Annotated in this window: 12 protein-coding genes and 1 pseudogene; 8 read left to right on the plus strand and 5 right to left on the minus strand. The window is 59.5% G+C overall.

Annotated elements, in window-relative coordinates; genetic code table 11:
- The first annotated feature begins 4 nt into the window (after positions 1-4).
- From V6Z53_RS06875 to V6Z53_RS06885, 3 genes are all read left to right on the plus strand, one after another.
- A complete protein-coding gene (locus V6Z53_RS06875; RefSeq protein WP_338584780.1) occupies positions 5-1,375 on the plus strand; it encodes a DUF1329 domain-containing protein in 1,371 nt (456 codons plus the stop codon).
- Between the two features lie 140 nt (positions 1,376-1,515).
- The gene (locus tag V6Z53_RS06880; RefSeq protein WP_338584781.1) at positions 1,516-4,062 is read left to right on the plus strand and encodes a LuxR C-terminal-related transcriptional regulator; all 2,547 of its coding nucleotides are present in this window, start codon (positions 1,516-1,518) and stop codon (positions 4,060-4,062) included.
- Positions 4,063-4,199: 137 nt separating this feature from the next.
- A complete protein-coding gene (locus V6Z53_RS06885) occupies positions 4,200-4,556 on the plus strand; it encodes a hypothetical protein (protein WP_338584782.1) in 357 nt (118 codons plus the stop codon).
- A 112-nt stretch (positions 4,557-4,668) separates the two neighbouring features.
- Here the strand turns inward: V6Z53_RS06885 and V6Z53_RS06890 are convergent, their stop codons facing one another.
- Positions 4,669-5,466, minus strand: coding sequence for an IclR family transcriptional regulator (locus V6Z53_RS06890; protein ID WP_338584784.1), 798 nt, complete (start codon positions 5,464-5,466; stop codon positions 4,669-4,671).
- A gap of 165 nt (positions 5,467-5,631) precedes the next feature.
- Here V6Z53_RS06890 and hmgA point away from each other — a divergent pair, with 165 nt between their 5' ends.
- From hmgA to maiA, 3 genes are read left to right on the plus strand one after another with little or no spacing between them, the layout of a single operon-like run.
- Complete coding sequence (hmgA, locus tag V6Z53_RS06895; protein ID WP_338584785.1) at positions 5,632-6,936, plus strand: homogentisate 1,2-dioxygenase; 1,305 nt, start codon at positions 5,632-5,634, stop codon at positions 6,934-6,936.
- Positions 6,937-6,939: 3 nt separating this feature from the next.
- On the plus strand, positions 6,940-8,244 hold the full coding sequence (gene fahA, locus V6Z53_RS06900; protein WP_338584787.1) for a fumarylacetoacetase: 1,305 nt from the start codon (positions 6,940-6,942) through the stop codon (positions 8,242-8,244).
- A gap of 12 nt (positions 8,245-8,256) precedes the next feature.
- Positions 8,257-8,892: a maleylacetoacetate isomerase gene (maiA, locus tag V6Z53_RS06905; RefSeq protein ID WP_338584789.1), complete on the plus strand. Its 636-nt coding sequence runs from the start codon at positions 8,257-8,259 to the stop codon at positions 8,890-8,892.
- 120 nt (positions 8,893-9,012) lie between these two features.
- On the opposite strand, the gene V6Z53_RS06910 is transcribed toward maiA, so the two are convergent.
- Positions 9,013-9,816, minus strand: coding sequence for a transglutaminase family protein (locus V6Z53_RS06910; RefSeq protein ID WP_338584791.1), 804 nt, complete (start codon positions 9,814-9,816; stop codon positions 9,013-9,015).
- A 182-nt stretch (positions 9,817-9,998) separates the two neighbouring features.
- On the opposite strand from V6Z53_RS06910, the gene V6Z53_RS06915 reads away from it, so the two are divergent.
- Entirely contained in the window at positions 9,999-11,018 is a 1,020-nt protein-coding gene (locus V6Z53_RS06915) for a Glu/Leu/Phe/Val dehydrogenase dimerization domain-containing protein (protein WP_338584792.1), read from the plus strand.
- 247 nt (positions 11,019-11,265) lie between these two features.
- On the opposite strand, the pseudogene V6Z53_RS06920 reads toward V6Z53_RS06915, so the two are convergent.
- A pseudogene (locus V6Z53_RS06920) lies at positions 11,266-11,505 on the minus strand (YebG family protein); the annotation flags it as partial.
- A gap of 276 nt (positions 11,506-11,781) precedes the next feature.
- On the opposite strand from V6Z53_RS06920, the gene V6Z53_RS06925 reads away from it, so the two are divergent.
- Positions 11,782-12,282 (plus strand): phosphate-starvation-inducible PsiE family protein, encoded by a 501-nt coding sequence (locus V6Z53_RS06925; RefSeq protein WP_338584793.1) that lies wholly within the window; start codon positions 11,782-11,784, stop codon positions 12,280-12,282.
- Here the strand turns inward: V6Z53_RS06925 and V6Z53_RS06930 are convergent.
- A complete protein-coding gene (locus tag V6Z53_RS06930) occupies positions 12,279-12,596 on the minus strand; it encodes a DUF3509 domain-containing protein (protein ID WP_338584794.1) in 318 nt (105 codons plus the stop codon). The genes V6Z53_RS06925 and V6Z53_RS06930 overlap by 4 nt on opposite strands.
- Before the next feature lie 245 nt (positions 12,597-12,841).
- Entirely contained in the window at positions 12,842-14,218 is a 1,377-nt protein-coding gene (locus V6Z53_RS06935; RefSeq protein ID WP_338584795.1) for an L-serine ammonia-lyase, read from the minus strand.
- Positions 14,219-14,319 lie beyond the last annotated feature (101 nt).

Below are 14,319 nucleotides of genomic sequence, written 5' to 3' on the forward strand. Positions count from 1 at the left end.
TTCAATGCGCAAGATGATTCTGCAATTGGGCACCGCCCTGGCCTTGAGCGTGCTGGCCGTCAATGTGATGGCAGCGGTGTCTCCGGAAGAAGCGAACAAGCTCGGCACCACGCTCACGCCGCTGGGGGGCGAGAAGGCCGGTAATGCAGATGGCTCGATTCCGCCGTGGACCGGCGGCATTCCGAAAAACGCTGGCGCGGTGGACAGCAAGGGTTTCCTCGCCGATCCGTTCGCCAATGAAAAACCGCTGTTCACCATCACCGCGGCGACGGTCGACAAGCACAAGGACAAGCTGTCCGACGGGCAGATCGCGATGTTCAAGCGCTATCCCGAAACCTACAAGATTCCGGTCTATCCAAGTCATCGCACGGCAGCGCTGCCGCCGGAAGTTTATGAGGCGGCCAAGCGCAGTGCGCTTAACGTAACGCCGACCAACGATGGTAACGGCCTGGCCAATTTCACCGGCAATCGCTATTACGCCTTCCCGATTCCGAAGAACGGCGTCGAGGTGATCTGGAACCACATCACCCGTTATCACGGCGGCAATTTGCGTCGCACCATTACCCAGGCAACACCACAATCCAACGGTGACTTCACCGTTATCCGCTTCAAGGACGAAGTGGCCGTGCCGTCGCTGCTGGGGGATTTGAAACCGGGCAGCGATGACAACGTGCTCAACTATTTCAAACAGGAAGTGACCGCGCCGGCGCGGTTGGCGGGCAACGTGCTGCTGGTTCACGAAACCCTCGATCAGGTCCAGGAACCGCGCAAGGCGTGGATCTACAACGCCGGACAGCGGCGCGTGCGACGTGCACCGCAAGTGGCGTATGACGGTGTGGGCACCTCGTCCGATGGATTGCGCACCACCGACAACTTCGACATGTTTTCCGGCGCCCCGGACCGCTACGACTGGAAGCTGATCGGCAAGAAGGAAATGTACATTCCGTACAACAGCTACAAACTCGACTCGCCTGACCTGAAATACACCGATGTGATCAAGGCCGGTCACATCAATCAGGACCTGACCCGCTATGAATTGCACCGGGTCTGGGAAGTGGTGGCCACGGTCAAGCCCAATGAGCGGCACGTTTACGCCAAGCGCCACATGTACATCGACGAAGACACCTGGCAGGTGGCGCTGGCCGATCACTATGACGGTCGCGGTCAACTCTGGCGGGTGGCCGAAGGGCATGCGCAGTTCTACTACGATCATCAGGTGCCGGCCTATACCGTCGAAGCGCTGTATGACCTGATTGCCGGTCGCTACATCGCCCTCGGGATGAAGAACGAGGAGAAACGCAGCTTCGAATTCAACATCGCGGCAAAAGCCGGGGACTACACGCCAGCGGCACTGCGGAGTACGGGTGTGAGGTAATCGTCCTACAGGCTCCTACACAAAAAGGTGACTTCGTGGTCACCTTTTTTATGGCTGCAAATCAGTCTGCTGAATACTTCTTCAACAAGCGCTCGGGAGGGGGCTAGGGTGGCGCCACAACTATAACAAGGCGCATCACTATGACTGCCATGACGACGTGTCTGGACCGTCCTGGACTTCTGCCTCGCTTGTCTTCCCATCATCAGCCCCGCGAGCGACTGGTCGAGCCTTTGCTGGCCTCGACGGCGCGGGTGAAATTGCTCTGTGCACCGCCCGGCAGCGGCAAGAGTGCGCTGCTCACCGAGTGCCTGTTGCGTGCGCCGACGCATTGTCGTGTGTATTGGCTGCCGCTGGCGGGCGAGCCGTTGAGTGCTGCCGATTTGTTGCAGCGGTTGGCGCAGGTGCTGGGGCTCGGAACAAAGGACGAGCCTGCCTTACTGGATTACCTGGCCCGGTTGCAGACACCGACCTGGCTGTTTATCGATGACTACTGCCGCGTTGCCAATCCTGAGCTCGACCGCTTACTGGATCGTTTACTGGCTGTCAGAAGTCCGGTGTTGAATTGGTGGCTGGGCTCGCGTCGACGACCCTCCTGCAACTGGCCCCGCCTGTTGCTCGATGACGAGTTGTACGAGTACGACGGGCATGCTTTGACGTTTACCGAACGTGACGTCGAGCAGATGCTCGGCCATGTCGAGCCGTCGCGCGTGACAAGCATCGCCAGGCGAGTGATTCAGCGTAGCGGCGGTTGGTGCGCCGGTGTGCGCATTGCCTTGCTCGACGGCTGCCAGTGGGCTGCCGGTCAGGACAAGCTGGAACGCTCGGCGACGCTGCTCGATTACTTGCAGCATGAACTGTTCAACACCTTGCCCCCCGAGCTGGTGGAAACCTGGCAGGTGCTCGCCCATTTGCCGCGATTCAATGCCCGCCTGTGCGAGCATCTGTTCGGCGCCGGTGAAGGCGCAAAAGGGTTGCAGACTTTGCAGGACATGGGCTGTTTCATCGAGCCGTGGGAAGACTCTGTCGACTGGCTGCGCGTCTACGTTCCCCTGGCCCGTGCGATGCGTGACGAACAGGGTTCGGCCGGTCGTTCCTGGCATCGCCGCGCGTGCCAATGGTTCTGCGCCGAGGAAGACTGGCAGGGAGCATTCGAACAGGCGCTGCTGGCCGAAGAGTTCGAAGCCGCGGTGAGTTTGTTGCAGCACTTCAGTTTTGAGCATCTGTTCCGACGCGAGAATGTGCGCCTGCTGTTGAACCTGCACGAGCGCCAGGGCCAGGAGTTGACCCTCGGGTCGCCGCAATTGGTCGGGCTCATCACGGCGGCGTTATTGTTTGCCGGGCGCTTCGATCAGGCGGCGGAGTGCATCGAGCAAATGACGCGGTTCGCGCCGCAGCCGACGGCATCTTTACAGCGGCAACTGCTGGCGCGTTGGCAGGCGCAGCAAGGCTGGCTGCTGCATTTACAGGGGCGCATGGCGGCGGCGCGCGGGCACTTTGTCGAGGCACTGGCCGAGCTGGACGCGGACGCCTGGCCAGCGCGCTTGTTGTGCCTGTCCGGGTTGACCCAACAGGCGCTGCTCAATGCCGAGCTCGATGTCGCGCAGGCGCTCAACCGTGACGCACTGTGCCTGGCGCGTGCGCAAGGTTCGTTGCTGTTCGAAGGCTTGCTCGAACTGGATCACGCGCAATTACTGGAGCAACGCGGCGCTCCCCGGCGTGCCGAAAGCCTGTTGGCCGATGTTCATGAGTTGTTGTCTCGACAGGCGGATCGTCCGACGCCGCTGCTGGGGCGGATTGCCTTGCGGCGCGGGCGCTTGGCGCTGTGTCAGGGGCAAGACGAAGTGGCCGGTGAATTCTTCCACATCGGTCTTCAGGACTGCCTGCTCAGTCACGACAAACGTGCGTTGTATGGCTTTCTCGGGCAGGCCCAGGTGGCGGCCAATCAACGCGATTACGCCCATGCGTTTGATCGCTTGCGCGATGCCGAGCGGTTGATGCAGCAGCGGCAGATTCCCGACACGGTGTATCGCGGAGTGTTGCTGCAAATCAGCAGTCATTTCTGGCTGCAGCAAGGCCGGCAACACCTGGCCCATGAAGCTCTGACTCGCGTATTGCGCCATTACCGCGGGCCTCACGCTCGACAGGCACCTCCCGCTACCGTGGGGCTGATCGTGCGGATCGAGTACTTGCTGGTGCTCGCCGAAACCCATCTGCAACTGACGAAGCAGCCCTTGGAGCGGCTCAAGCTGTTGCTCGATCAAGCGCAACAGCATGGGCTGCTGGCGTTGGAAGCGGAACTGCAACTGGTCATCTGCGAAGTGGCGGACCTGACTGGTGAGCCTGACGTGGCGAGGTCGGCTTTGCAGGCTGGTCTCGCCTTGGTAAGGCGTTGCCAATTGCAACAGGCCTTGAACGAATTGCGCTTGCGTCAGCCGACGTTGCTCAGTCGCCTGGGAGTGAATGATGAAGAGCCTGCGGCGGCTCTGGACAGCAATCCATTGAGCGGACGTGAGTTGGAGGTGCTAAGCCAGATCGCCAAGGGCAACTCCAATCAACAGATTGCTGACCTGTTGTTCATATCGCTACATACCGTAAAAACCCATGCGCGACGTATAAATGGGAAGTTAGGTGTAGAGCGCAGGACCCAGGCGGTGGCGCGGGCAAAAGAACTTGGGTTGATTATTTAGTTGCTTTTGATTTCTCGATTCATGAATGAATACAAGTCTGTGGTGTACTTCAGGTGGAGGGGTGTTTATAAGTTTTTCGTCGGTCTAGGTTTTATTAGACGCCGGACCGATCCCACTTATTAGAAAGGATGCTACGGATGAGTAATGATTTGCTGAAGGAAGTTAGTGAAAAGCTTGCGGAAATATTCGAGGGGATGGGCCACGCAATTGATGTGGATAAAACTTATCTCACGTCGGTAGTGGTCAATGAACAGGGTAAACAGGTGGTCGATTACTCCGAAAGCCTGAGTTGGGCGATAATGGAAAAAGTACAAGCGAACGAACTGCCGGATTTCAAAGAGGATTTTGCAGGGGTGTTTTTCAAGCAATGGACTTTTGATCCTGCTTATCGAGTTGCTAGTGTGGACGTGATCGATGTAAATAATAGTGGCCGATTTATCGTTCGGTCCTATCGGGATGAAAAGCGCGCATCGAAATCGACGGTTTCTGTGTGAGGTCGTCTTTCTGGAATTAAGTTTGTGCGTGCAATAAACATTGAAAAGTAGTTGTTATTAACTTATCCCGGCGGGTAGAAGCCGCTGGAATAAGTTAATGGTCCGCCCGCTTTCAATGCGTTGCGGCAGGCTCATACCCCATCCGCCAGCTTACGGCCCGCGTCGCCGCCAGCAATCGCTGCGCCGCCGGGCCATTTTCATCGGCATGGAACAGCGATGTCGGGCCGACCACGGTCACCACCGCCACGACATTGCCCATTGCGTTCAATACCGGTGCCGACAAGGCATCCACGCCTGGCATCAGCAAGCCATGCACATGGTGCAGGCCGCGTGCGCGGATCTGCTCGCACATTTCGGCGTAGGCCTGATCGTCTGCCAGTGCGTGAGTTGCGTGGCCCTGCAATTCCTGTTCACGCAGGTCCACGGTCTCGCGCTTTGGCAAATAGGCGCCAAACACCAGTCCCGTCGAGGAACTGAGCAGCGGCAACACCGAGCCCAATTGTGTGACCACCGTCACCGCACGCACCGCCGGTTCGATGCGCACCACCGTCGCGCCCTGATTACCCCACACCGCCAGAAAGCAGGTTTCGTTCAAGTCGTCGCGTAACTCGGCCAAGGGCAGGGCGGCGACTTTCATCACGTCCATACTGTTGAGTGCTGCCAAGCCCACGCGCAAGGCTTCACGGCCGAGGCCGTAATGGTTGGTCGCGGCGTTCTGTTCGGCAAAACCACTGGCGATCAGGGCCTGCAAATAGCGGTGAACCTTGCTCGCCGGCATCTGAACGTGTTCAGCCAGGCGCGAGAGTGACGTCGAGGGCGACAACTCGGCCAACGCCTTGAGGATGTCGGTACCCACCTCGGCGGAGCGGACTTTCTGTTTACCGTTGCTGTCGCTGGTGGGCTTTTCCATGGTGGCGCTGGGATCCGGGGATGAATGGGCGTCTTTATAGCTTGACGGTCAATACCAATCAAATTACGTTATGCGTAATCGAATTACGATAAAAATAACCCCGGCGTGCCACAAGCTCTGCAACAGAGCGATCGGCCACCGCCGACTCCCTGTTCAGGAGGCTCCATGAACCTCGATTCAACGACGCCAGCGCTGGCTTATCAGTCAGGCTTCGGCAACGAATTCAGCAGCGAAGCGTTGCCCGGCGCACTCCCGGTCGGCCAGAACGCGCCGCAAAAAGCCCCTTACGGCCTCTACACCGAACTATTCTCCGGCACCGCATTCACCATGGCCCGCAGCGAAGCGCGACGGACGTGGATGTATCGCATCCAGCCGTCGGCCAATCATCCGGCGTTCGTCAAACTCGATCGGCAACTGGCAGGCGGACCATTGGGTGAAGTAACCCCCAATCGCCTGCGCTGGAATGCCCTGGAGATTCCCGCCGAACCGACCGATTTCCTCGATGGCCTGGTGAGCATGGCGGCCAATTCCGGCGCCGATAAACCGGCCGGTATCAGCATCTACAACTATCTCGCCAACCGCTCAATGGAGCGGGTGTTCTTCAATGCCGACGGCGAAATGCTGCTGGTGCCGCAACTGGGCCGCCTGCGCATCGCTACAGAACTCGGTGTACTGGAAGTGGCGCCGCTGGAAATTGCCGTACTGCCACGGGGTTTGAAATTCCGCGTCGAGCTACTCGATCCACAGGCCCGCGGCTACATCGCCGAGAACCATGGCGCGCCGCTGCGCCTGCCGGATCTGGGGCCGATCGGCAGCAACGGCCTGGCCAATCCACGGGACTTCCTGACCCCGGTCGCTTCTTACGAAAACCTTCAACAACCCACTACGTTGGTGCAAAAATTCCTCGGCCAGTTGTGGGGTTGCGAACTCGATCATTCGCCGCTGAACGTGGTCGCCTGGCACGGCAACAATGTGCCGTACAAATATGACCTGCGCCGCTTCAACACCATCGGCACCGTCAGCTTCGATCACCCGGACCCGTCGATCTTCACCGTGCTGACCTCGCCGACCAGTGTTCACGGTCTGGCCAACCTCGACTTCGTGATCTTCCCGCCACGCTGGATGGTGGCCGAGAACACCTTCCGTCCACCATGGTTCCACCGCAACCTGATGAACGAATTCATGGGCCTGATCCAGGGCGAATACGACGCCAAGGCCGAAGGTTTCGTGCCGGGTGGTGCGTCGTTGCACAGCTGCATGAGCGCCCACGGCCCGGATGGTGAAACCTGCACCAAAGCGATCAACGCTGACCTCAAGCCGACGAAAATCGACAACACCATGGCCTTCATGTTCGAGACCAGCCAAGTGCTGCGTCCGAGCCGTTTCGCCCTTGATTGCCCGCAACTGCAAACCACTTACGATGCTTGCTGGGCCACGCTGCCCGCCACTTTCGACCCGACCCGGAGATAACCCATGACGCAGACTTCAATCACTCGCAGCTGGGTCGCTTCCGCCAACGGCCATGCGGATTTCCCGCTGCAAAACCTGCCGCTGGGCGTGTTCAGCGTGAAGGGTTCGGCGCCACGCAGCGGCGTGGCCATCGGCGAACATATTTTCGATCTGCAGGCTGCGCTCGATGCCGGCCTGTTCGACGGTGCGGCGAAGGTAGCGCTCGAAGCCACTCGTGGCGGTCAGCTCAATGCGTTCTTCGAACTGGGCCGTGAGGCGCGCTTGGCACTGCGCGAACGCCTGCTGGAACTGTTCGCCGAAGGCAGCACCCTGCACGGCAAGATCGAAGCCCAGGGCGCAAAACTGTTGCCGCTGGCGGCAGATTGCGAGATGCACCTGCCGGCGAAAATCAACGATTACACCGACTTCTACGTCGGCATCGAGCACGCGCAAAACGTCGGCAAATTGTTCCGCCCGGACAACCCGTTGCTACCGAACTACAAGTACGTGCCAATTGGTTATCACGGTCGCGCTTCGACCATTCGCCCGTCCGGCACCGACGTGCGTCGTCCGAAAGGCCAGACGCTGCCGGCCGGTCAGACCGAGCCGACCTTTGGTCCATGCGCGCGCCTGGATTACGAACTGGAACTGGGCATCTGGATCGGTCAGGGCAACGACATGGGCGACTCCATCGCCATCGGTGACGCCGCTGATCACATCGCCGGTTTCTGCCTGCTCAATGACTGGTCGGCGCGGGACATCCAGGCCTGGGAATACCAGCCGCTGGGGCCGTTCCTGTCGAAGAGTTTCATCACCAGCATTTCGCCATGGGTTGTCACGGCCGAAGCGCTGGAACCGTTCCGTCGTGCCCAGCCTGCACGCCCTGAAGGCGATCCGCAGCCACTGCCGTATCTGTTCGACAAACGCGATCAGGCCGCTGGCGGCTTCGACATCGAACTGGAAGTGCTGCTGCTCACCGAAGCCATGCGCGGACAGAACCTGCCGGCCCATCGCCTGACCCTGAGCAATTCAAAACACATGTACTGGACCGTGGCGCAAATGGTCGCGCACCACAGCGTCAACGGCTGCCAGTTGCAGGCCGGTGACCTGTTCGGTTCGGGGACTTTGTCGGGACCGGAAAACGGTCAGTTTGGCAGCCTGCTGGAAATCACCGAGGGTGGTAAAAAGCCGATCGAGCTGGCCTCGGGCGAAGTGCGCAAGTTCCTTGAGGACGGCGATGAAATCATTCTGCGTGGTCGTTGCAGTCGCGAAGGTTTCGCCTCCATCGGTTTCGGCGAATGCCGCGGCAAAGTGCTGCCGGCGCGCTAAGGGGAACGGGTAATGGAGCTCTATACCTACTACCGTTCCACTTCGTCTTACCGGGTGCGCATCGCGTTGGCACTCAAGGGGCTGGACTACCAGGCGCTGCCGATCAACCTGATCGCACCGCCCGGTGGCGAGCACCGCCAGCCGCCGTATCTGGCCATCAACCCGCAAGGTCGCGTGCCGGCCTTGCGCACCGATGACGGTGAGTTGCTGGTCCAGTCACCGGCAATCATTGAGTACCTGGAGGAGCGTTATCCACAGGTGCCGCTGCTGTCCAAAGACTTCGCTGCCCGCGCCCATGAGCGCGGCGTGGCGGCGTTGATCGGTTGCGATGTGCATCCGTTGCACAACGTCAGCGTACTCAACCGGCTGCGGCAGGTGGGGCATGACGAAACGCAGGTGGTCGAGTGGATCGGCCACTGGATCAGCCAGGGGTTGGCGGCTGTGGAGCAGTTGATCGGCGATGAGGGTTATTGCTTTGGCGCGCAACCGGGGATGGCGGATGTGTATCTGATTCCGCAGTTGTACGCCGCCGAGCGCTTCAACATTTCCCTTGAGGCGTATCCACGGATTCGTCGAGTGGCGGAGTTGGCGATTGCGCATCCGGCGTTCATCAAGGCGCATCCGGCGAATCAGCCAGACACTCCTTGAAGACATGCGCTGAACTAATGTGGGAGCGGGCTTGCTCGCGAATGCGGTCTGACAATCACCAATAATGGTGCCTGACACACCGCTTTCGCGAGCAAGCCCGCTCCCACAAGGGTTCTGTGTTTAATGGACGATGGAATTGGGCGGCAAATGCCCGAGTCGTTCCGTCAACCGAATCCGCTGGATCGGATCATCACTGAGCAGCAGAGCATGCTCCAGGTCGAAACGCTCGGCATTGGGGCAGTCCAGCCGTTGGTAGAGGCTGGCCCGGGCCAGGTAGTCGGCGGCGGTGCCGTTGCCCAGTTCCAGCACGCGTTCGGCGTCCACCAGCGCACCGATGTAATCTTCGTTGGAAAGGTGCAACTGGCGCAGATTGCGCGACAGGCGTTGCAGCATTTGCACGGGCTCGGCGGTGACCAGGTGTTCGGCGCTGAGCTTCAGGTTAGGGCCGTATTGGCGATGCAGCAGTTCCCGGCAATCGTTGGGGTACAGGCGACGGCCGCCGCACGGATCAAGCAGGTGATCGGCGCCCGGCACGCGCAGCAGAAAATGCCCCGGGAAATTGACCCCGACCAAGGGGATCTCCAAAACTCTGGCCAGTTCCAACGCAATCAGTCCCAGAGCCAGTGGTTGCCCACGTCGGCGTTCCAGCACCTTGCTGAGCAGCGCCGCTTGCGGACGCAAGGGCGAGGAATCGTCCTGAGCAAATCCCAGGTCATTCATGCGCCGTAGCAACGGTTGCGCCAGTTCGCTGACCGGCAACATCGGCAGGCTGCCACTGATTCGCTGTTGCAGTGTCTTGAAGTTTGCCAGTAGATCCTCGAAGTTCACCTCTCTGTCATGTTCGGCCGAAATCCATAGCGCCGCCTCGAACAGCGCGGGCGGTGAACGTTGCAGGCAGGCGAAAAACGATTGGCGCGGGGTCATCGAAATCTCCGGGCAATGCCTCGTTTTAGCCTCGTCTGCGACATTCGTCCAGTGCCGCAACGGGTAGCTTCGGGTTATTTCCGAATGCCTGAATGGCCGCGTCGCTTATTCCGGTGCGCTTCTGCAATTTTTGAGCGCAAGCCTATACTGGCGACTACAAGAAGTGATTCGGGAGCCTTACGATGTTCGCTCTCATGCAAAGCACTCGCCTTGAATCGCTGCATCTGAGCGTTGACCCGGTCACCGGGTTGAAGGCGGTGATTGCCATTCATAACAGTCGCCTGGGGCCTGCCTTGGGTGGTTGTCGTTACCTTGCCTATCCCAGCGACGAGTCTGCGGTCGAGGATGCGGTGCGCCTGGCCCAGGGCATGAGCTACAAGGCCGCGCTGGCCGGTCTGGCCCAGGGCGGTGGGGTGGCGGTGATTATCCGCCCGATCCATGTGGCAAACCGTGCCGCGCTGTTCGAGGCCTTCGGGCGCTGCATCAATCAGCTCGACGGCCGCTACATCACCGCCATCGACAGCGGCACGTCGGTGGCGGACATGGATTGCATCGCCCAGCAGACCCAACACGTCACCAGCACAACATCGGCGGGCGACCCCGCGCCGCACGCAGCGATGGGCGTGTTCACCGGTATTCGTGCAACGGCCATGGCTCGCCTGGGCAGCGATAATCTCGAAGGCCTGCGCGTGGCCATCCAGGGTTTGGGTAATGTTGGATTTGCGCTGGCAGAACAACTGCACGCCGCTGGCGCCGAGCTATTGGTTAGTGACATCGACCACGGCAAGGTGCAACTGGCCATGGAGCAACTCGGCGCTCATCCGATTGCCAACGATGCATTGCTCAGCACCCCTTGCGACATTCTGGCGCCCTGCGGACTGGGCGGCGTGCTCAATAGCCATAGCGTGACGCAATTGCGCTGCTCGGCGGTGGCGGGGTCGGCGAACAATCAGCTGACCCATCTGGATGTGGCCGATCAACTGGAGCGACGGGGCATCCTGTATGCGCCGGATTACGTGATCAATGCCGGCGGGCTGATCTACGTTTCGCTCAAGCATCGTGGCGAAGAGCTGCCGACCATTACCGCGCATCTGTCGAAGATCAGTTCTCGACTCACTGAAGTCTTCGCCCACGCGCAGGCGGAAAAGCGTTCACCGGCGCGTGTGGCCGATGAATTGGCGGAGAAGGTGTTGTATCGATAGATGGATCAAAAGATCGCAGCCTTCGGCAGCTCCTACAGGATGTACGCAAATCCCCTGTAGGAGCTGCCGAAGGCTGCGAGATTTTTTATTCTGAAAATGAAAAAGGCCCTGAGCCATTCGACTCAGGGCCTATTCAATTCGGATGTCATTTTGCAGCTTTCGGTGCCTTGGCCTGTTTGGCTGGTGGCGTTGGATCTTCGGCTTCTGCTGCTTCTACCGTTTGCGCAACTTCAGCCGGCGCGGTCAGCAACTCGGACAGGGCGTCCGGCTGACTCTTGAAGGCCTTGGCAAACACATCGCGGTTCTTCGCCATGTAGATCCCGGCTTCTTCCACTTGCTGCTCGGTCAGGGACGGAACGGCTTTTTGCAACACTTCAGCCAGCAGCTCGGCCAGTTCGAGCATTTTGTCATGACGGTCAGCTTCGGCTTTATCCATGAACAAGCGCTCCAGATCTCGGCTGCTGCGGTATACCACTTCGACGGCCATTCACCACCTCACATGCCTTCACATTGGTTGTCGGTTTCGACTACTGTATCTATATACAGCGAAAAGGATAAGCGAATCCCTTTGCTTTGGGTAGTGGCTTTTTAATGTAGTCCGAATTCAGGGTTTGTCAGGCCGAGGCCACGACAGGTGCGACCAAACGCCACGGAGCGTAATTTACAGCGGCTCGCCATCATGGGGTGGCCTTTTTTCTGCATGCAGAAAACCGTCACGTCCAACCCGCATTATCCGGTCGAGCCGACCTAAGGAAGCATCATCGTGAAAATCAACTGGGCCGAAAAGCTGCGGCAGAACGTGCATGAACTGGCCGAGTCCCTGGGCAACCTGTTCGTCGAGACCTTTCACTACCTGGCGCTGTTCGCCATCGGTGCCGTGACCGCGTGGGCGGCGGTGATGGAGTTTCTGGGGATGCTCGAACAGGGGCACATCAAGATCGATGACATCTTGCTACTGTTCATCTATCTGGAACTGGGGGCGATGGTCGGGATTTACTTCAAGACCAACCACATGCCGGTGCGCTTCCTGATCTACGTGGCGATCACCGCACTGACGCGCCTTCTGATTTCCAATGTCTCCCACCACAATCCGCCCGACCTGGGGATCATCTACCTGTGCGGCGGGATTCTGCTGTTGGCGTTTGCGATCCTGGTGGTGCGTTACGCTTCGTCGCAATTTCCGTCAGTGAAGATTGAAAACCCGCACCGTAAGATCGGCGCGGGTTCCAGTGAACATCCGGAAGTGGAGAAGGGCGAGATTTAAAGCCCCATCGCAGGGCGGGGGCGCCCTTTGGCTTTTGGTGGTGGCAGGCTGCGCGTGCCGCCATCGGTCATGGATTCGAGGATGGCCACCGCGCTGTGGCCCTGTTCGATGGCAATGCCGAACTGAATGCTCTGCACCAGTCGTTTGAGGCGCTCAGGGTCGTTGCGTTGTTCGGCGCTAATCATGCGCTTTGCGACTACGCGGCCACTGTTGGACAGGGTCAACATGATGCTGCCGTCCAGGCCCTGAATGCTCAGGTTGATTTGATAATCCGCTGCAAAGGTATCGGTAATGAGCTGAAAGGGGTTGTCCATGATGCGTCACCGCCTGATTGAACGTGCAGTTGTTGACCGGCCGTGATCGGGTTGGTTCGCAACGCCGGACCACCGGCCATTTCACGGCCATATCGCCATCATTGTTCCAACAGGGATGTAGCAAGGGGCATGCCGACTAAATTGTCGGACAATGATCACAGGCAAAAAGAAGGCGGGCACCATGGCCCGCCTTCTTTTTGCCTGCCCGTTTCAGGGCAATAAAACCTGACGTGCCTCCAAAGCGATCAGCATTCCACCCAGTTAACCGCCAAGCCGCCCCGTGAGGTTTCTTTGTATTTGTCGTGCATGTCGGCGCCTGTGTCACGCATGGTGCGGATCACCCGGTCCAGGGAAATGAAGTGTTTGCCGTCGCCGCGCAGGGCCATTTGCGTGGCGTTGATCGCCTTCACCGCCGCAATCGCATTGCGCTCGATGCATGGCACTTGCACCAGTCCGCCCACCGGATCGCAGGTCAGGCCCAGGTTGTGTTCGAGGCCGATTTCCGCGGCGTTTTCCAATTGCTCCGGTGTGGCGCCCAACACCTCTGCCAGACCAGCGGCTGCCATGGCGCAGGCCGAGCCGACTTCGCCCTGACAGCCGACTTCGGCGCCGGAGATCGAAGCGTTTTTCTTGCACAGAATGCCGACCGCCGCCGCACCAAGGAAGAACGCCACAACGTCGTCGTCCGACGCGTCCGGGTTGAATTTCATGTAGTAGTGCAGGACCGCCGGAATGATCCCCGCCGCGCCGTTGGTCGGGGCGGTGACCATGCGCCCGCCGGCGGCATTCTCCTCGTTCACGGCGAGGGCGAACAGGTTGACCCATTCCATGGCCGAGAGGGTCGAGGTGATGACATTCGGCTTGCCGATTTCCAGCAGGCTGCGGTGCAATTTCGCTGCGCGACGCGGCACATTCAGACCACCGGGCAGGATGCCCTCGTGTTGCAAGCCTTGTTCGACGCACTCGCGCATCACCGACCAGATATGCAGCAAGCCCTGACGGATTTCGGCGTCACTGCGCCAGGCCCGCTCGTTGGCCATCATCAACTCGGAAATCCGCAGACCGTGCTGGTTACAGAGCTGGAGCAATTCGACAGCGCTGGAGAAATCGTACGGCAATACCACGTCGCTGTCGGGTGCAACACCGGATTCGGCTTCGGCCGCTTCGATGATGAAACCGCCGCCTACCGAGTAGTACGTTTGCTCAAACAGCTCGCCGGTTTCGCCGAAGGCTGTGAGAGACATGGCGTTCGGGTGGTAGGGAAGACTCTCGTCGAGCAGCAGGAGATCGCGTTTCCAGTCGAAGGCAATCGTCACCTGGCCCGCGAGAGAAAGCTCAGCGGTTTCGCGCAGGGTGTGGATGCGGCTGTCGATTGTGGTGGGGTCGATACGATCCGGCCACTCTCCCATCAAGCCCATGACGCAGGCGCGGTCAGTGGCGTGGCCGACGCCGGTTGCCGACAGGGAGCCGTAGAGGCGGATCTCCATGCGGCGCACATCGTTCAGCAAAGCCTGATCGATCAACGCTTGGGCGAAGGTCGCCGCCGCGCGCATCGGACCAACGGTATGGGAGCTGGACGGGCCGATGCCGACTTTGAAGAGATCGAAAACACTGATAGCCATGCTAAAGCCTATTCCTGAAATGGAAGATGAATCGCTGCCATTTTTGTAGGACGAGCGCACTTTCAGCGATACTGCCTCCCTCGGTCCTACGTGACCAACGA

The organism is Pseudomonas sp. MAG733B, assembly GCF_036884845.1.
In the GTDB taxonomy this organism is placed as follows: Bacteria; Pseudomonadota; Gammaproteobacteria; order Pseudomonadales; family Pseudomonadaceae; genus Aquipseudomonas.

Bases quoted from the DNA above. Each gene is read 5' to 3' on its own strand.
- V6Z53_RS06875 (WP_338584780.1), top strand. From the start codon at position 5: ATGCGCAAGATGATTCTGCAATTGGGCACCGCCCTGGCCTTGAGCGTG.
- V6Z53_RS06880 (WP_338584781.1), top strand. From the start codon at position 1,516: ATGACTGCCATGACGACGTGTCTGGACCGTCCTGGACTTCTGCCTCGC.
- V6Z53_RS06885 (WP_338584782.1), top strand. From the start codon at position 4,200: ATGAGTAATGATTTGCTGAAGGAAGTTAGTGAAAAGCTTGCGGAAATA.
- V6Z53_RS06890 (WP_338584784.1), bottom strand. From the start codon at position 5,466: ATGGAAAAGCCCACCAGCGACAGCAACGGTAAACAGAAAGTCCGCTCC.
- hmgA (WP_338584785.1), top strand. From the start codon at position 5,632: ATGAACCTCGATTCAACGACGCCAGCGCTGGCTTATCAGTCAGGCTTC.
- fahA (WP_338584787.1), top strand. From the start codon at position 6,940: ATGACGCAGACTTCAATCACTCGCAGCTGGGTCGCTTCCGCCAACGGC.
- maiA (WP_338584789.1), top strand. From the start codon at position 8,257: ATGGAGCTCTATACCTACTACCGTTCCACTTCGTCTTACCGGGTGCGC.
- V6Z53_RS06910 (WP_338584791.1), bottom strand. From the start codon at position 9,816: ATGACCCCGCGCCAATCGTTTTTCGCCTGCCTGCAACGTTCACCGCCC.
- V6Z53_RS06915 (WP_338584792.1), top strand. From the start codon at position 9,999: ATGTTCGCTCTCATGCAAAGCACTCGCCTTGAATCGCTGCATCTGAGC.
- V6Z53_RS06930 (WP_338584794.1), bottom strand. From the start codon at position 12,596: ATGGACAACCCCTTTCAGCTCATTACCGATACCTTTGCAGCGGATTAT.
- V6Z53_RS06935 (WP_338584795.1), bottom strand. From the start codon at position 14,218: ATGGCTATCAGTGTTTTCGATCTCTTCAAAGTCGGCATCGGCCCGTCC.